This is a genomic window from Sphingopyxis sp. A083 (assembly GCF_001468495.1).
Lineage (GTDB): Bacteria > Pseudomonadota > Alphaproteobacteria > Sphingomonadales > Sphingomonadaceae > Sphingopyxis > Sphingopyxis terrae.
On record NZ_LNSK01000011.1, the window covers coordinates 33,151 to 49,834 of the forward strand.

Consider the following 16,684-nt stretch of genomic DNA (forward strand, 5'->3'; position numbering starts at 1 on the left):
ATTCGCGCTTTTTTGACCTTTTCGCGTACCAGCCCGCCCACGCGGCTTGCACTGTCACATTTGCTGTCACAATCGTGCCACATGCGGGCTTCAGGGGCGCTCGCAGGTCAAGCGCGCCCCAAGCCGCGCGCCTGCCGAATGCCACAATCAAGGGGACAACCTGTCATGAATTTCCGAAACACGCTCGCCGCTGGCGCCGCGCTGCTTCCGCTTGCGCTGCTTTCCACGCCGGCCTTTGCCCAGTCGACGGGCTCGGTCGATTTCGAAAACGAAATCGTCGTCACCGGCACCTCGGCGCAGGACGTCGCCGGCATCCAGTCGCCCGATACGTCGAAGGCGAAGTCGGTTCTGGGTCAGGAAGTGATCGCGCGTCAGAACCCCGGTCAGACCATTCTCGACACCATCAACCTGGTCCCGGGCGTCGTCTTCACCAACAATGACGCTTATGGTTCGTCGGGCGGTCAGCTGACCATCCGCGGCTTTTCGGCCGACCGCATCAGCCTGACCTTCGACGGCGTTCCGCTGAATGACTCGGGCAACTATGCCATCTATTCGAACCAGCAGCTCGATCCTGAACTGATCGAACAGGTCAACGTCAACCTCGGTTCGACCGACGTCGACAGCCCGACCGCCGCGGCAACCGGCTCGACCGTCAACTATCGCACGATGACCCCGACCGAAGATTTCGGTGTCAAGGTCTCGGGTTCGGCGGGCGAATACAGCTTCTTCCGCATTTTCGGCCTGATCAACACCGGCGAATTCACGCCGTTCGGCACCCGCGCCTTCATTTCGGCTTCGAGCGCATCGAACGACAATCCGTTCAACAACTATGGCCGCATCCGCAAGAAGCAGTTCAACGGCCGCATCTGGCAGCCGATCGGCAGCAACGGCGACTTCATCTCGGTGGCCGGCAACTATAACGAGAACCGCAACAACTTCTTCGGTTCGGTCGCTCTGCGTAACGATCGCGCCGTTCCCTCGGGCTTCCCGCAATCGACCGACGAGCGCGAATATAACATCAACTATCCGTGCACGATCGACACGCCGCAGGCTGGCGCTCAAGACTCGACCAACGGCTGCGGCACCGAATTCGACCGTCGTTACAACCCGTCGAACACCGGCAACATCCGCGGCGCGTCGAAGTTCACCCTGTCGGACGGCCTGACCCTGACCGTCGACCCGAGCTATCAGTATGTGAAGGCGAACGGCGGCGGCACGGTTACCGGCCGCGAAGACCTCCGCAACGTCGGTGGCACGAACATCCCCGGCTTCGTCGGCGGCCGCTATTATTTCGGCGTTGACCTCAACGGCGACGGCGACCTGCTCGATCAGGTCACGCTGCTCGCACCGAGCCAGACCCAGACGCACCGCTATGGCGTGATCGCCAACCTGCGTTGGGATATTTCGGACGGTCAGACCGTTCGCATCGGCTACACCTTCGACCGCGCGCGTCACCGTCAGACGGGTCAGGTTCTGGGGCTCCAGCAGAATGGCGAACCGCTTGACGTCTTCCCGGTCAACAATCCGCTGATCGATTCGACCGGCACCGTCATGCAGAAGCGCGATCGCCTGTCCTACGCGACGCTGAACCAGATTTCGGGCGAATATCGCGGCGAATGGATGGACGGATCGTTCGTCACCACGCTCGGCATTCGTGCGCCTTTCTTCAAGCGCGACCTGAATAACTACTGCTTCACGACCAGCGACTCGGGCTTCCTCGATTGCTTCGGTCAGAATGCCGCGTCGAACGCGATCTACGCGGCCGCGAACCCGACGGTTCAGGGTCCGCAGCGCCGCGTGCTCAAGTACGACGACATTCTTCCGAACGTCGGCCTGCTGTTCAAGCCGAGCAACCGCATGTCGATCTTTGCGAACTATTCGAAGGGTCTGCAGGTTCCGGGCACGGACTCGTTGTACAACGCGTTCTTCTTTGCACCGAACACCGCATCGGCGCGTCCGATGCCTGAAAAGTCGGATAACTTCGACCTTGGCGTTCGCTATCGCACCGGTCAGGTTCAGGCGCAGCTTTCGGGCTGGTTCACGAAGTACAGCGATCGTCTGGCTTCGGCTTATGACCCCGTCACCGAACGCAACGTCTACCGCAACCTCGGCCGCGTCGACAAATATGGCATCGATGGCAGCATCGCCTATCAGCCGGTATCGAACCTCGCGCTCTATGTGTTCGGTTCGTACCTGAAGTCGGACATCAAGGACGACGTCCAGTCGGGCGTGGATGGCAATGGCGATCCGGTTTTCGCACCGACCGCCGGCAAGCGCGAATCGGGAGCGCCCGCCTATACCTTCGGTGGCTCGGCGCGCGGCACCCTCGGCCCGGTCGAACTGGGCGTCACGGCGAAGCGCACCGGTGGCCGTTACATCTACGACACCAACCTGCCGGTCACGGCGACGGTCAATGGAACCAGCGTTGAAGTCTATCCGGCCAAGACCAATGCCTATTGGCTGGTCAACCTTGATGCGCGTCTGAGCCTGGAATTCTTGGGTCTGAACGACAAGACCTTCTTCCAGCTCAACGTCTACAACCTGTTCGACAAGCTCTACGTCGGCAGCTACACGACCTCGCTCGCTCAGGGCACGTCGTCGCCGCCGTTCGCCCAGATCGGCGCACCGCGCACGATCAGCGGCACGCTGACGGTCGGCTTCTAAGCCCCCGGCAGTATACGAAAATCAGGGCGCGGGAGGAAACTCCCGCGCCCTTTTTCGTGCTTGTCAAAAGGACGTGCCGACCTCGATGGCGATCGATAGTTGAATCGGGATGCTCAGGCTCAGGCGCCGGCGATGCGCCGCGCCGTGTCCTGGACCAAGGCAATCATGTTTGGGACGCCCTGCGTACGGTTCGACGACAGCTGGCGCGTCAGGTCGAACGGGGCGAGCGCGGCGGCTATGTCCATCGCGGCGACCTCTGTCGCGGGCTTATCCTGCACCGCGGCGAGCACGAGCGCGACGATCCCCTTGGTGATCGCGGCATTGCTGTCGGCAAGGAAGTGCAGCCGGTCGCCGTCCTGCGGCAGCGGGTAGACCCAGACGCTCGCCGAACAGCCGCGGACCAGCGTCGCATCGGTCTTGAGCGGATCGGGCATCGGCTCCAGTTCGCGGCCGAGATCGATCAGCAGGCGATAACGATCGTCGCCGTCGAGGAAGTCATATTCTTCGAAAATGTCGTCGAGGCTGCGCATGGTCGCGGCCGTGGCAGAAAGCGCGTTGGAAGAAAAGCCTCTCGCGGCGTCAGGCTGATCAAAGATCGACCCCCGCCGCAATGGCTTCGAGCTTGCGCAGCCGTTCCTTGAGGTCGGCGATCTCGATCCGCGATCCGGCGTTCGGCACCGCAGGGTCCTGGCCGACGCTGTGGCAGATGGCGAGTTCTTCGCGCTTGAGCTGGATCCAGTCGCGCCAGCCGCGCAGCGCGGCGAGGCTGACGATGCCGAGGGCGGACAGCGCCACTGCGGCGGTGACAAGATTGGTTGCGAGGTCAGAAGTGATGGCGGCCATGACAGGGCTCCTTCTTCGTCACATCAGGGGTGCGAACGATCGCGCAGCTTCTCGATTTCCTCGTCGAGGCTGACAGCGCGATTATTGTCGGTGGCGATCCGTTCGAGCACCTGGATGCGCTCTTTCAATTGACGGATTTCGGCTTGCAGCGCTTTGGTCTCGGCATCCTGATTCGCGTTGCCGACGAAATATTCGTTGCCGCGGCGGTCGCGGTGGACGCCATATTTCGCCCGGACGATGCTGCCGATCGTCACGATCAGCACGATGCCGATGACCATTTCAAAGGGGTTCATGGGGAGTGATCCTTTCGGTCTTGTCTTGTCAGTTCAGCGGGGCTTCGCGCAGCTTCTCGATCTCGTCGGCGACGTCGATTCCCTTGTCGGTCACGATGCGTTCGAGGACGCGGACGCGCGCTTCCAGCCGCTCGGTCTGCGCCGCATATTGCGCGGCCTTTTCGGCGGTGAGTTCGGACTGCTTCTCGATCATCTTCTGCTGGTGCTTGGACCAGATGGCGAAGCCGCCGAGGAGAAAGGGTGCAAGCGGGATCAGTATCCAAATGGTGTCGCTCATAACGGCTGCTCCTTCCTCAGTTCGCCGGACGCCGCAGCGCCTCGATCTCGCGCTCCAGCCGGTGGCCTTCGTCGGTGACGATGCGTTCGACCACCGCCAGGCGATCCTTGACCGATCCGAGTTCGGCGCGAAGCTGGGCATTTTCCTGGCTGATCAGCTTGACGCGCTCCATCGCTTCGTCGCTGGTCTTGGGATAGATCGCCTTGCCCCAGCTGTTCTCGAGCGGATAGCCGTGCTTGATGCGCAGCCAGGTGGTGAAAATCCAGCCGCCGATTGCCGCGAGGCCGATGATCGCCGCGACCGGCGCGATTGCTTCCTTCAGGATGATGAAATCCATGACTATTCCCCTCAGCGCAGGCTGTCTATCTGACTGGCGAGCTGCGCCGCCTGTCCGTTGGTGTCGGTCGCAATGCGTTCGAGAACCGAGATGCGTTCCTCCAGCCGGACGATCTTGCCGGCGAGCTTGGCATTGTCGCTTTCCAGCAGTGCGATTTTTCGATCAGCGTCGGCGTCGGTTCGATGAACCGTGCCGCCCCATTCATTTTCAACCGGATAGCCGTGTTTGGCGCGGATCCAGGTGGTGAACATCCAGCCGGCCATCGAGATGCCGATGATGGCGAGGACGAAAGCGGGACCACCGAAATTCATGTTTCAACTCCCTGTTGCCATGGTTCCGGGCGTCGCCGGGATCAGCGCAGTGCGTCGATCTCGTCGGCGAGGCGGCGGTTGTGGCTCGTGTAGTAAAGTTCGATGTCGGCAAGCCGGCGATCGATGTCGCGGAAGCGCGAGCGGATGTCGCGGGTCGAGGCGCTGGGGTTCGAGCGCACGCCCTGCCAGAATTTCGCCTCTTCCTGCGAGCCATAGAGCGCGAAGGGCTTCGGCTGCGCCATCCAGGCGACGAGCCAATAGGCGATCAGCGTCCAGGGGAAGCCCCCCATCAGCGTCAGCAGCACCGCGCCGACGCGGACCCACAGGGCGTCGATTCCGCTATAGTCGGCGATGCCCGCACAGACGCCGCTCCATTTGGCGTTCTGTTTGTCGAGATAGAATTTCGTGCGGCTAGCGGACATCTCAGTTCCTCCTGCTGATGTTTTCAAGCTGCGCCAGATCTTCATCGCTGCGAACCGCGGGGCGGAAATCGGGATGGTCGGCGCTGATGATCCGTTCGACGGTATGCAGGCGGGCTTCGAGACGGCGCGCCGTGTCATACATTTCGTCGAGCAGCTGCTCATCCTCTCCGGTCAATGTCTTGGCCTGCTTCCACTTGGTGATGTAGTGGAGGATCAGCCAGGGCAGACCGAGGAAGAGCGTGCCGATGACGATCGGGACAATGATCACTTCTTCCATCGGTCCAGCTCCTTAGTTCTTGCCCTGCGCGGCCTTCAGCGCGGCGAGCTCGTCGGCAACCTTGTCGGCGGCCTGCAGCTCGGCGATTTCTTCGTCGAGCGACTTCTTGTAGCCGAGGCCCAGCGCGTCGGCACGGCCTTCGGCTTCATCGACGCGGCGTTCGAGCGTTTCGAAGCGCGAGAAGGCATCCTGGACGCGGTCGCCATTGGTCATTTCGCGCAGACGATAGCGATTTTCGGCGCTTTCGAGGCGATTGACGACGCTCGACTGACGCGCGCGCGCTTCGCTGAGCTTCTTCTGCAGCTTGGTGATGTCGGCTTCATAGCCCTTGAGCGCATCGTCGAGCACGGCGATTTCGGCCTTCAGCTTTTCGGCCATGTCGCCGGCCTTCTGCTTTTCGACCAGCGCGGCGGTGGCCAGGTCTTCGCGATCTTTCGACAGCGCCAGTTCGGCCTTTTCCTTCCAGCTGTCCTGAAGGCTTTCGAGCTTCGCGATGTGGCGACGCATTTCCTTCTGGTCGGCGATGGTGCGGGCGGCCGAGGCGCGGACTTCGACGAGGGTTTCGTTCATCTCGAAGATGATCTGGCGGATCATCTTTTCGGGATCTTCGGCCCGGTCAAGCAGATCGGTGACGTTGGCGGCGATGATGTCGCGGGTTCGTGAAAAAATACCCATGTCTAAACTCCTGTCGAAATTCGTCGAAAATGGCTGGTGCCGGGGCGGGGCAAGGGGGGAGAGTGCCCCGGCACCAGTTTTCGGTCAGGCCACGAGGCTGACCGCCGGGGTTGCAGCAGCGACGTCGTAAACGACCTGCGGATGATCGATCACCCCGACAAGGATGGCCAGCGCACCAACCGCGCTGAGCGCGAAAGTGGCAGTCTGGGCAAACAGCGTCTTCATGATCGTTCCTTCCTGTTTTTCGCTGCACCGGAGCTTTCTGCGCCGGTTCGCAAATATCTCTGCAGGAGGCGTGCCAATTACCGAAAGCGTCGGAAAAGCGCCTAACTTCACACGGAATCGCCCCGTCCGCACAAAATGACTTGCCAATCAGCGGGAGATTTTGCCAATGATTGGGAATGGAGCGCGAAACGCAGTTCATCGGCCAGTCGGTCGCCTTTCAGGATGCGGTCGAGCGCGCGAGCCAGGCGGCGACGCTTGACCGTCCGGTGCTGGTGATCGGCGAGCGCGGCACCGGCAAGGAACTGATCGCCGAACGTCTGCACCGCCTGTCGGCGCGGTGGGACCGGCCCTATGTGATCATGAACTGCGCCGCGATGCCCGAGACGCTGATCGAGAGCGAATTGTTCGGGCACGAGGCGGGGGCATTCACTGGCGCGACGAAGACGCGCGCAGGGCGCTTCGAGGAAGCCGACGGTGGCACCTTGTTCCTCGACGAGCTCGCGACAATGTCGATGGGCGCGCAGGAGCGGCTGCTCCGCGCGGTCGAATATGGCGAGGTGACGCGCGTGGGTTCGTCGCGGCCGATCCGCGTCGACGTCCGCATCGTCGCCGCGACCAACGAGCATCTGCCCGCGCTGGTCGATGACAACCGTTTCCGGGCCGACCTGCTCGACCGGCTGTCGTTCGAGGTCATCACCCTGCCCCCGTTGCGCGCGCGCGAAGGGGATATCGAGGTGCTCGCCACCTATTTCGGACAGCGCATGGCCGCGGTGCTCGGCTGGGACGAATGGCCGGGCTTCGGCCCGCGCGCGCTCGCGGCGATGGAGGGCCACGACTGGCCGGGCAATGTGCGCGAGCTCCGCAACGTCATCGAACGCGCCATCTATCGCTGGGCCGACCCGACGCGCCCGGTCGATGCGCTGAGCTTCGACCCCTTCGCCAGCCCCTGGCAGCCCGTAGCGCGCAAGACGCAGGCGAAGGCCGACGCGGCGCCCCCTGCCCCGGCTGCGCCCGGTGACGAGAGTGCAATGGCCGCCCCCGCCGCACCGCCCGGCGGCGCCGTCAGCGACCTGCGCGCGGCGGTCGATGCCTATGAACGGCAAATCCTGTCGGACACGATGGCGCGCTGCCGCTTCAACCAGAAGGTTGCCGCCGAAGCACTGGGTCTGAGCTATGATCAGATCCGCCACGCACTGAAAAAGCACGGGCTCAACAACTGAGCTATTGCCCCGGCAGCCGCCGCTCGAGCGTGGTCAGGACATCCTTCTGCGCGGCCAGCATCGCCGCGAGCTTGTCGCGCAGCGCATAGATTTCGGGCAGCCCGTCGACCGATTCGGCGATGCTGCGTTCAAGATAGAGGCGGTCGATGTCGGCAAGCGCGTCGGTCAGCGGCGCGCGCGTCGCCTGAAGGCGCGAGATCGCCTGCTGCGCCACGACCCAGCTTTCGCTGGAAATCGCCGCGCCGCCCGCTGCGGCGACGGCGGCCTCGGTCGGCGCCCGCTCGCGCGCGAAGGCCTGCTGCGCGCCCGCCGCGTCCGATTCCCAGCGCGCCAGCCGCCCGGCCAGATCGGTCGGCAGCGGCCCCGGCGGCGGCACGACGACCGACGGCGGCGCAACGTCGAAACGTCCCTCGACCGGGCGCTTCGCGAGCGAAGGATAGTCGCCGCCCTGCGCAGCGGCGCAGGCCGACAGCGGGATTGCGGCCATCAGCGGCAGGATTGCAAGGATTGGCTTCATCGCCGTCCCTGATATGGGCGCAGACGCATCGCAGCAAGCCGAATCGGAGGAGCGGCGCCGCGCGCCCCGAACCGCCCCTTTCGCGATGAAAAGCGCGGAAATATGCGGTTGACAGCATCGCCGTTCGCCGCTAGTGGCGCTGACTTTCCCGCATGCCGGAAAAATCGGTCGCTTCGGCGGCTGACCGGGAGCGCGGGTGTTTTAGTTTCTGATTGGATGGAAGACCATGTTCGCAATCGTGCGCACGGGCGGCAAGCAGTATCGCGTCGCCGCTGGAGACAAGATCGCCGTCGAGAAGATCGAAGGCGCAGCCGGTGACACCGTGTCGCTTGGTGACGTTCTGCTGGCCGGTGACGGCGGCGAGGTGAAGGATGCGAAGGGTCTGACCGTTTCGGCCGAGATCATCGCCCAGACCCGCGGCGAAAAGGTCATCGTCTTCAAGAAGCGCCGCCGGCACAATTATCGCCGCCGCAACGGCCACCGTCAGTCGCTGACGCTGCTGCGCATCACCGCCATCGGCGAAGCCAAGAAGGCCGCTCCGAAGAAGGAAGCCGCGCCGAAGGCCGAAGAAGCCGCCGCTGCGCCCGCGCCCGAAAAGAAGGCTGCTGCGCCGAAGAAGGCCGCTGCGCCCAAGGCCGAAGCTGCCGCCGAAAAGAAGCCCGCTGCCAAGAAGGCGGCCCCCAAGAAGGACGCCTGAGCGCGATCACGCGGCTCGGCTGAAGAACGAAACAAGGAGTTTAGGTCATGGCACATAAGAAAGCAGGCGGTTCGTCGCGCAACGGTCGCGACTCGCAGGCCAAGCGCCTTGGCGTGAAGAAGTTCGGCGGTCAGGAAGTGATCGGCGGCAACATCATCGTGCGCCAGCGCGGCACCAAAGTGTACCCGGGCGTCAACGTCGGCATCGGCAAGGACCACACGCTGTTCGCGACCGCGGACGGCCGCGTCCGATTCCACGATGGCAAGCTTGGCCGCAAATATGTGTCGGTCGACGCCATGGCGGAAGCCGCCGAATAAGGACGATCTTCCAGGTCGTCCACCAAGGGACGACCCGGAACGGTCCTTTCCGCCCAGGCGGGAACAAAGTTCGAAAAGAGGGAGACGGGTCGCCCCGGTCTCCCTTTTTTCTTGCCCGGAATCCGGACCAACCCGGTCCCTTTGAATTTCCGGCTCGAAAACAGGGCCATCCATCTCCCTCGCATATCGACTGTCGTCAAAGCGTCACCATCTGGCGCCACGGCGACAGGCAAATGGGAGTGACGAAAATGTTTGCGCGTACCGAAAGACTGTTGCTGCGGCCCGGCTGGCTCGAAGATGCCCCCGCACTCGCCCGCGCGATCGGCGAGGAAGCGGTGGTGCGCAACCTGGCGCGCGCGCCTTGGCCCTATGGCATGGACGAGGCGCAGGACTTCCTTGGCCGTCCGGTCGACCCGGCGCAGCCCAGCTTCCTGATCTTCGCGCGCACCGGCGGCGCCCCGCGCCTCGTCGGCGGCTGCGGCATCGCGCCGAGCCCCGAAGGGCCGCTCGAAATGGGCTATTGGATCGCCCGCCCCTATTGGGGCCTCGGCTTTGCGACCGAAGCCGGCCGCCAGCTCGTCCGGATCGCGCGCGCGATGCAATTGCCGAAGCTGACCGCGGGGCATTTCCTCGACAACCCGGCGTCGGGCGCGGTGCTGCGCAAGCTGGGCTTCCGCCCTACGGGGCAGATCGCGCAGCGCTACAGCGTCGCGCGCGGCCGCGACGTCGCGTGTGCGCTGTTCGAAGAGGGCGAGGGTGACGGCAGCGATGTCGTCACCCCGATGCGCGGCCGTATCGACAGCGAGGCCGATTTTCGCGAACAATTCCGGCTGATCGCCGCCTGACGCCGCGCGGCGCAGCGCCTATGCTGCTGCCCCGCCGTCCGCGAACGGCAGGATCGCGCGATACGCCTCCACACCCGGCGCGCCGGCAATCGTCGCGCCCTGGGTAAGCAGCCAGTAATGGCGCACGATCTCCGCCTGCTGTTCGAGCCCGTAGCGCGCAAGCGGCCAGCCGGGCTTGAGGCTGTAGCCATAGCTCGCGAAAGGGTGGCGCATCAGCACCAGATACCAGCGCCCGCGCGTCTGCGCCTGCCACACATGCGTCAGTTCGTGGAGGAACAGGCCCTTCCGCGACCGCGACGCGGCGGCGAAATCGTCGCAGTATAAATCACCATGCGGGTGGAAATGCAGCGACCCCATCGGCGCCATCACGACGCGGCGCGGCTGGAAGAATATCCATTTGCGATGACATATGCGCACCCGGTCATAGGCGATCGCATCGCCGAAGACCGACCGCGCCAGCGCAATTTCCCCCGCCGTCAGGGGCCGCGACGGCCGCGCCACGGTTGCCTACTTCTTCGCCGCGTCCGTGTTGGCCGCGCCATGGTCCATCGAGCCATGCTCCATCCCGGCCATCGCACCCGCCGGCGCTTCGCCGCTGCCGTCGGCGCTCGCGCCCGGCGCCGGCTTGATCGGCAGGTCGAAGAGGATGCGGTCATTGTTATAGTTGGTGAAGACGAACTGCATCGGCAGCTTGCCGGCGCGCACCGCGGCGCCGTTGATGTGCCAGATCATCAGATGCTTGCCGCCGGGCTTGAATTCCAGCTCGCCCTTCGCGGGGACGGTCGCCGTGGTCAGCGGCTTCATCGTCACCACGCCGTTTTCCTTGACGCTTTCGTGCATTTCGACGCGCTGCGCGAGGTCGGCGGTCACCGCGACCAGTTCGACATCCTGCGGACCGCCCTTGATCGTGAAATAGCCCGCGGCGGGGCTGTCGGGGGTCGCGCCCATCTGGATATAGCCGGCGACCACCGCGAGTTGCGGGTCGCTGCCGATTTTGCCGTTGCAGCCGGTGAGGGCGAGTGCGCTGGCTGCAAGGGCGGCGATAGCGAAAGGCTTCATGATGCGGGACTCCCGAAATGCGTCGATTTTCGATCCACAGTAAGCGGTCAAAACCCTTGTGCCAAGGATTAGCGCACCTATATCGCGCCCATCAAACCCGCAAGGGAACCCATGTGCGGCGCGCCTCTTTAGGGCGCCGGAAAATGATAAGGACGTTGAGACTATGGCCAAAGTGATCGGGATCGACCTCGGCACCACGAACAGCTGTGTCGCGGTGATGGAAGGCGGCAAGCCCAAGGTTATCGAAAATGTGGAAGGCACGCGGACGACCCCGTCGATCGTCGCCTTCGCCAAGGATGGCGAGCGCCTGATCGGCCAGCCAGCAAAGCGCCAGGCCGTCACCAATCCCGAAAACACCATTTTTGCGGTGAAGCGCCTGATCGGCCGCCGCTTTGACGACCCCATGACCAAGAAGGACATGGAACTCGTCCCCTACACCATCGTCAAGGGCGCCAACGGCGACGCGTGGGTCAAGGCGGGCGGCGAAGATTATTCGCCGTCGCAGATCAGCGCCTTCATCCTTCAGAAGATGAAGGAAACCGCCGAAGCCTATCTGGGCGAAAAGGTCGAGCAGGCGGTGATCACCGTTCCGGCTTACTTCAACGACGCGCAGCGCCAGGCGACCAAGGACGCCGGCAAGATCGCCGGCCTTGAAGTGCTGCGTATCATCAACGAGCCGACCGCGGCCGCACTCGCCTATGGTCTCGACAAGAGCGAGAACAAGACCATCGCGGTCTATGACCTTGGCGGCGGCACCTTCGACATCTCGGTGCTCGAAGTGGGCGACGGCGTGTTCGAGGTGAAGTCGACCAACGGCGACACCTTCCTGGGCGGCGAGGATTTCGACAGCAAGATCGTCGAATATCTGGCCGACGGCTTCAAGAAGGACGAAGGCATCGACCTGCGCGGCGACAAGCTGGCGCTTCAGCGGCTAAAGGAAGCTGCCGAAAAGGCGAAGATCGAACTGTCGTCGGCTGCGACGACCGAGGTCAACCTGCCCTTCATCACCGCCGACGCCAACGGGCCGAAGCACCTCGTCAAGACGATCACCCGCGCCGACCTGGAAAAGCTGGTCGAAGAGCTGATCAAGCGCACCCTCGAACCGTGCAAGAAGGCGATCAAGGACGCCGGCGTTTCGGCAAGCCAGATCGACGAAGTCGTGCTGGTCGGCGGCATGACCCGCATGCCGCGCGTGCGCGAAGTCGTGAAGGATTTCTTCGGCAAGGAACCGCACACCGGGGTCAACCCCGATGAAGTCGTCGCGATCGGCGCGGCGATCCAGGCGGGCGTGCTGCAGGGCGACGTCAAGGACGTGCTGCTGCTCGACGTGACCCCGCTGAGCCTCGGCATCGAGACGCTGGGCGGCGTGTTCACGCGCATGATCGACCGCAACACGACGATCCCGACCAAGAAGAGCCAGGTCTATTCGACCGCCGACGACAATCAGTCGGCGGTGACGATCAAGGTGTTCCAGGGCGAGCGCGAGATGGCGAGCGACAACAAGATGCTCGGCCAGTTCGACCTGGTCGGCATCCCGCCGGCGCCGCGCGGCGTGCCGCAGATCGAGGTGACCTTCGACATCGACGCCAACGGCATCGTCAACGTCAGCGCGAAGGACAAGGGCACCGGCAAGGAACAGCAGATCAAGATCCAGGCTTCGGGCGGCCTTTCGGATGCCGACATCGACCAGATGGTCAAGGACGCCGAACAGTTCGCCGAAGAGGACAAGAAGCGCCGTGAGGCAGCCGAGGCGAAGAACAACGCCGAAAGCCTGATCCACACGACCGAGCGCCAGATCGCCGAACATGGCGACAAGATCGACGCCGGGCTGAAGTCGGAAATCGAAGCGGCGATCGCCGAAGCCAAGACGGCCGTCGAAGGCGGCGACAGCGCTGCGATGACCGAAAAGGCGCAGGCACTGGCGCAGGTCGCGATGAAGCTGGGCCAGGCGATCTACGAAAAGGAACAGCAGGCCGCGGCATCGCCCGCCGCCGATGCTGACGAGAAGAAGGCCGACGACGATGTCGTCGATGCCGAATTCTCCGAAGTCGAAGACGACAAGAAGTAAGCATGAAACTCTCCCCGTCGCGCTTCCCGGCGCGGCGGGGCAGAGGGGGCCGATAGACCATGTCGCTCGACATCGATTATTACGAACTGCTCGAATGCGAGCGCGGCGCCGACGACGCGACGCTGAAAGCCAGCTACCGCAAGCTCGCCATGAAATACCACCCCGACAAGAATCCGGGGTGCGGCGACAGCGAAGCGCGGTTCAAGGCCATCAACGAAGCCTATGACTGCCTGAAAGATCCGCAAAAGCGCGCAGCCTACGACCGCTTCGGCAAGGCGGCGTTCCAGAATGGCGGCGGCCCGGGCGGCGGCTTTGGCGGCGGCGCCGAATTCGGCGACATCGGCGATATTTTCGAATCGATTTTCGGGTCGGCTTTCGGCGGCGGCCGGCAGCAGCAGCGCGGCCCCGCGCGCGGCGCCGACCTGCGCTACGACATGGAAATCCGGCTCGAAGACGCCTTTGCCGGCTGCAGCCGCGAGATTCAGGTCGATGTCGCGGCGCGCTGCGACGCCTGCGACGGGTCGGGCGCGAAGCCCGGCACCGCGACGCACCGCTGCACCACCTGCAACGGCCACGGCAAGGTCCGCGCGCAGCAGGGCTTTTTCATGGTCGAGCGCACCTGCCCGCACTGCCAGGGATCGGGCGAGGTCATCACCGACCCGTGCGGCACCTGTCACGGCGAAGGCCGTGTCGACCGACGCAAGACGCTGACCGTCGAAATCCCGCCCGGCGTCGATGAAGGCACGCGCATCCGCCTGCAGGGCGAAGGCGAAAGCGGCGCGCGCGGCGCGGCGGCTGGCGACCTCTACATCTTCCTCCACATGGCGCGGCACAAGCTGTTCGAACGCGAAGGCACGACGCTGTTCACGCGCGCGCCGATCAGCTTCACCACCGCCGCGCTCGGCGGCTGCATCACCATCCCCGGCCTCGACGGGCGCAAGCATGACATCAGCATTCCCGCGGGCATCCAGTCGGGCAAGCAGCTTCGTCAGCGCGGCGCCGGGATGCCCGTGCTCAACGGTCGCGGCCACGGGGACCTGGTGGTTCAGATCGACGTCGAAACCCCGACGCGGCTGAATGCCAAGCAGAAGGAATTGCTGCAGGCGTTCCGCGAAACCGAAACCGGCGAAGAATGCCCGGCAAGTCAGGGCTTTTTCGGACGGCTCAAGGAAATGTGGGACGATCTGACGGATTGAACCGTCGCTGGGGTCAGTATCCTGACATCGTCATCCAATCTCGCCCCGCAATTCGGCAATCAGCGCCGCAACCTTGGGTAGGCGCGGTTCCTCTTCATCGAGGATCGCGTGGAAGGCCCGGCGCTTGAGCGCCGCCAGCTCGTCGGTGCGCAGCGCGCCCTCGCCGCCGACGCTCGACGCGACGATGTCGATCAGCCGGTCGGCACCGTGGAGCCGTCCCCACAGATAGTCATTCTCGCGATAGGCGCGGCTGAAGAAGGCGCCGAAGCTGTTGAACTCGATCCCCTTGAGCATCGACGCCGCGCCGCCGGTGCGGATCGCGGTCGCGTCCGATGGCGAGATGCGGTCGATCTTGATCGGATCGAATTCGTCGAACCCCTCGCCCTGCAACAGCGGCAGGGTGGCAATGTCGTAAAAGGGGTAGCCGAGATAGGCGAGCAGCATCGTGCGCCGGTCGTCCTTGGGCAGGCTGCCGAGCGCGGCGGCGATCAATATATCGGCTTCGGCATCGACGCTGACCAGATCGCGCCGTTCGGCGATCGCGTCGATCCACTGCGCTGCGCTGGCGTCGACGGGCACGTCGAGCCGCTCGAGCCACTGGTCGCCCTCGCGTTCGAGATAGAGACCGAGCGCGGTGTAGATCGCGCCGCGCATCGTCTCGCAAGCGGGATCCGGCGCATCGCGCTTCGCCTCGACCGCAGCGTCGAGTTCGCGCGCGAGGAAGCGCAGACGCCGGATGCGAAAGCCAAGGTCGTGGGTGCGGAAAAAGGCAATCGCGTCGGTGCTCGCGCCCGAACCGCGCTTGCCCGAAATGCGGTCGAGCCCGCGGCTGCGGATTTCGTCCCACACGGCGTCGCGCCGGTTGCGCTGATGGATGTCGCCCTCTGGCGGTGCCAGCCGGTCGATCAGCGCGACCAGTTCCTCGACCACCGCCGACAGCTTTAGGTGGCCGTAGGGCGCATAGGCGAAGCCGGCGCGCGCCGCCGCCTCCGCCTGCGCCTTTGCGCGCCAGCGGTCGAGCCGCGCCGGGGTTGGGGTGTTGAGGAAGAAGGTCGTGCCGAACAGCGCCGCCACCTGCTCCTCGACCTCGACCTTCATCGCATCGACGACGCGCTGCATGCGGCGGATGCGCCGCGACATATTCTCGATCGCCTCGACGCTGTCGCGGATCGGCTGTTCGCGCGGAATTTCGGACAGTGCGCCGAGGATGGTCGAAAAAAAGCCCGGCGGGCGGCGCGCTTCGCCCTCGCCTCCCTCGCCCGGCTTGCCGAAGCTGATCGAGCGATAATCGGGCTTGGGATCGATATAAACGAAGCGCCGGTCGATCTCGCGCCGCGCCGGCCGCTGCTTGAGCGCCGCGATCGCCGGACGGAACGGCGCGTTGGCGAGCACCGACCCGTCGATGAGCACCCGGTCGGAGGGATCGGCCTCGCTTCCGGTCGGAAGCTGGACGCGGACGAAATCCGCGCGCGCCGGCCAGGCGATGCCGCGCTTTTCGAGCACGCTGTCGAGTTCGCGCAGCGTGAAGGGCGGAAAGGCGCCGGGAAAGCTGGCGGTCGCGCGCGCCGCGGCGGCGAGGCCGGGGACGTCGTCGAGCCGCTTGCCCGCGCGGCCGTCCTGCCGGAAATGCATGATCAGCCGGTGTTCCTGCTCGGTCACGCGCGGCGGACTGTTGAGCGCGAGCGGCATGCTGTGCCCCGCATAGTCGGTCACCGACACGAACAGGTCGACCGGCTGACCCGCCGGCAGCAGCGGCCGCCCCTGCGGCCCCGACGCCATCGCATCGAAGGCATCGAGCAGCAGGCCGGAGAAAATCTGTCCGCCGAAGGGCGGTTCGAACCAGCGCGCGCGCACGAAGCGCGACAGCTTGGCGCGCACCTCGTCCTGTGCGCCCTCGCCCACCGTGCGGTCGATGACATTGCCGCGCCGCTTCATCGCCCAGCCGGCGATCGGCACCGCCCAGAATTTGGTTGCCGCCGACAACGGCCGCGCATCCGGGTCGATCAGCCGGTCGACATCGGCATCGTCGAGCCATAATTCGGTGAGCGGGTCGAGCGACTGGCCGGTCGCCATCGCCCGCGCGAGGAAAATGCCGTTGATGCCGCCCGCGCTGGCGCCCGCGATGATGTCGGCCAGGACGCGCAGCTTGATCCCGCTGCGCGCCGCGAGCGCGACCAGCAATTCGCCATAGGCATCGACCGCCGCCGGTTCCGCCTCGTCATGAAAGGTGCGCGACGCCGCCGCGAGCCGCCACACTTCCTTGGTGATGCCGTGCATGTAGACGGCAAGGCTGATGCCGCCGTAGCAGATCAGGGCAAAGCGTAATTCCTTCTCGCGCATCGGCGACCTGATAGCGCGCTTCCGCACGCCGCGTCACCCCTTGCCGGTCGGTTCCCGAAAAGCCGGGCGGCGCATTAGGACAATATCAAAGTTTCCGATTT

The 16,684-nt window shown here is 64.6% G+C and carries 21 protein-coding genes; 7 read left to right on the top strand and 14 right to left on the bottom strand.

The features are described 5' to 3' along the window. The first annotated feature begins 165 nt into the window (after positions 1-165). Complete coding sequence (locus tag ATE59_RS15055) at positions 166-2,664, top strand: TonB-dependent receptor (protein ID WP_058813149.1); 2,499 nt, start codon at positions 166-168, stop codon at positions 2,662-2,664. A 119-nt stretch (positions 2,665-2,783) separates the two neighbouring features. Here the strand turns inward: ATE59_RS15055 and ATE59_RS15060 are convergent, their stop codons facing one another. The 10 genes from ATE59_RS15060 to ATE59_RS17890 all read right to left on the bottom strand — a co-directional run bounded on the left by ATE59_RS15060 (position 2,784) and on the right by ATE59_RS17890 (position 6,324). Further along, positions 2,784-3,194 carry a SufE family protein gene (locus tag ATE59_RS15060; protein ID WP_058813150.1) on the bottom strand — a complete coding sequence of 137 codons (411 nt, stop codon included), beginning with the start codon at positions 3,192-3,194 and terminating at the stop codon, positions 2,784-2,786. Positions 3,195-3,252: 58 nt separating this feature from the next. Beyond that, positions 3,253-3,507: a hypothetical protein gene (locus tag ATE59_RS15065; protein ID WP_003040645.1), complete on the bottom strand. Its 255-nt coding sequence runs from the start codon at positions 3,505-3,507 to the stop codon at positions 3,253-3,255. A 23-nt stretch (positions 3,508-3,530) separates the two neighbouring features. Next, positions 3,531-3,800 (bottom strand): hypothetical protein, encoded by a 270-nt coding sequence (locus tag ATE59_RS15070; protein WP_003040647.1) that lies wholly within the window; start codon positions 3,798-3,800, stop codon positions 3,531-3,533. A 28-nt stretch (positions 3,801-3,828) separates the two neighbouring features. Continuing rightward, entirely contained in the window at positions 3,829-4,077 is a 249-nt protein-coding gene (locus ATE59_RS15075; RefSeq protein WP_003040649.1) for a hypothetical protein, read from the bottom strand. 16 nt (positions 4,078-4,093) lie between these two features. Beyond that, positions 4,094-4,414, bottom strand: a complete 321-nt coding sequence (locus ATE59_RS15080; protein WP_003040652.1) for a hypothetical protein — start codon at positions 4,412-4,414, stop codon at positions 4,094-4,096. A gap of 11 nt (positions 4,415-4,425) precedes the next feature. Continuing rightward, entirely contained in the window at positions 4,426-4,725 is a 300-nt protein-coding gene (locus ATE59_RS15085; RefSeq protein ID WP_003040654.1) for a hypothetical protein, read from the bottom strand. A gap of 41 nt (positions 4,726-4,766) precedes the next feature. Continuing rightward, the gene (gene pspC / locus ATE59_RS15090; RefSeq protein ID WP_003040655.1) at positions 4,767-5,147 is read right to left on the bottom strand and encodes an envelope stress response membrane protein PspC; all 381 of its coding nucleotides are present in this window, start codon (positions 5,145-5,147) and stop codon (positions 4,767-4,769) included. A 1-nt stretch (position 5,148) separates the two neighbouring features. Continuing rightward, on the bottom strand, positions 5,149-5,424 hold the full coding sequence (gene pspB, locus ATE59_RS15095; RefSeq protein WP_003040657.1) for an envelope stress response membrane protein PspB: 276 nt from the start codon (positions 5,422-5,424) through the stop codon (positions 5,149-5,151). Positions 5,425-5,436: 12 nt separating this feature from the next. Beyond that, positions 5,437-6,099 (bottom strand): phage shock protein PspA, encoded by a 663-nt coding sequence (gene pspA / locus ATE59_RS15100; RefSeq protein WP_003040658.1) that lies wholly within the window; start codon positions 6,097-6,099, stop codon positions 5,437-5,439. Positions 6,100-6,183: 84 nt separating this feature from the next. Continuing rightward, positions 6,184-6,324 (bottom strand): hypothetical protein, encoded by a 141-nt coding sequence (locus ATE59_RS17890; RefSeq protein ID WP_156000919.1) that lies wholly within the window; start codon positions 6,322-6,324, stop codon positions 6,184-6,186. 176 nt (positions 6,325-6,500) lie between these two features. On the opposite strand from ATE59_RS17890, the gene pspF reads away from it, so the two are divergent. Beyond that, the gene (gene pspF, locus ATE59_RS15105) at positions 6,501-7,544 is read left to right on the top strand and encodes a phage shock protein operon transcriptional activator (protein ID WP_058813151.1); all 1,044 of its coding nucleotides are present in this window, start codon (positions 6,501-6,503) and stop codon (positions 7,542-7,544) included. Position 7,545: 1 nt separating this feature from the next. On the opposite strand, the gene ATE59_RS15110 is transcribed toward pspF, so the two are convergent. Continuing rightward, entirely contained in the window at positions 7,546-8,061 is a 516-nt protein-coding gene (locus ATE59_RS15110) for a hypothetical protein (protein ID WP_058813152.1), read from the bottom strand. Between the two features lie 226 nt (positions 8,062-8,287). Here ATE59_RS15110 and rplU point away from each other — a divergent pair, with 226 nt between their 5' ends. The 3 genes from rplU to ATE59_RS15125 all read left to right on the top strand — a co-directional run bounded on the left by rplU (position 8,288) and on the right by ATE59_RS15125 (position 9,920). Next, positions 8,288-8,758, top strand: a complete 471-nt coding sequence (gene rplU, locus ATE59_RS15115) for a 50S ribosomal protein L21 (RefSeq protein ID WP_003040663.1) — start codon at positions 8,288-8,290, stop codon at positions 8,756-8,758. Between the two features lie 47 nt (positions 8,759-8,805). After that, positions 8,806-9,075, top strand: a complete 270-nt coding sequence (rpmA, locus tag ATE59_RS15120; protein ID WP_003040665.1) for a 50S ribosomal protein L27 — start codon at positions 8,806-8,808, stop codon at positions 9,073-9,075. A gap of 248 nt (positions 9,076-9,323) precedes the next feature. Then, positions 9,324-9,920, top strand: coding sequence for a GNAT family N-acetyltransferase (locus ATE59_RS15125; protein ID WP_058813153.1), 597 nt, complete (start codon positions 9,324-9,326; stop codon positions 9,918-9,920). 18 nt (positions 9,921-9,938) lie between these two features. Here ATE59_RS15125 and ATE59_RS15130 read toward each other — a convergent pair whose 3' ends face one another. Next, complete coding sequence (locus ATE59_RS15130; RefSeq protein ID WP_058813154.1) at positions 9,939-10,421, bottom strand: hypothetical protein; 483 nt, start codon at positions 10,419-10,421, stop codon at positions 9,939-9,941. A gap of 6 nt (positions 10,422-10,427) precedes the next feature. Then, positions 10,428-10,979, bottom strand: coding sequence for a copper chaperone PCu(A)C (locus ATE59_RS15135; protein WP_058813155.1), 552 nt, complete (start codon positions 10,977-10,979; stop codon positions 10,428-10,430). A gap of 163 nt (positions 10,980-11,142) precedes the next feature. On the opposite strand from ATE59_RS15135, the gene dnaK reads away from it, so the two are divergent. Together dnaK and dnaJ are read left to right on the top strand one after the other, a co-directional pair. Further along, positions 11,143-13,047 carry a molecular chaperone DnaK gene (gene dnaK, locus ATE59_RS15140; protein WP_058813156.1) on the top strand — a complete coding sequence of 635 codons (1,905 nt, stop codon included), beginning with the start codon at positions 11,143-11,145 and terminating at the stop codon, positions 13,045-13,047. A gap of 59 nt (positions 13,048-13,106) precedes the next feature. Further along, positions 13,107-14,243 (top strand): molecular chaperone DnaJ, encoded by a 1,137-nt coding sequence (gene dnaJ, locus ATE59_RS15145; RefSeq protein WP_003040677.1) that lies wholly within the window; start codon positions 13,107-13,109, stop codon positions 14,241-14,243. Between the two features lie 30 nt (positions 14,244-14,273). On the opposite strand, the gene ATE59_RS15150 is transcribed toward dnaJ, so the two are convergent. Then, the gene (locus tag ATE59_RS15150) at positions 14,274-16,583 is read right to left on the bottom strand and encodes a patatin-like protein (protein ID WP_058813157.1); all 2,310 of its coding nucleotides are present in this window, start codon (positions 16,581-16,583) and stop codon (positions 14,274-14,276) included. Positions 16,584-16,684 lie beyond the last annotated feature (101 nt).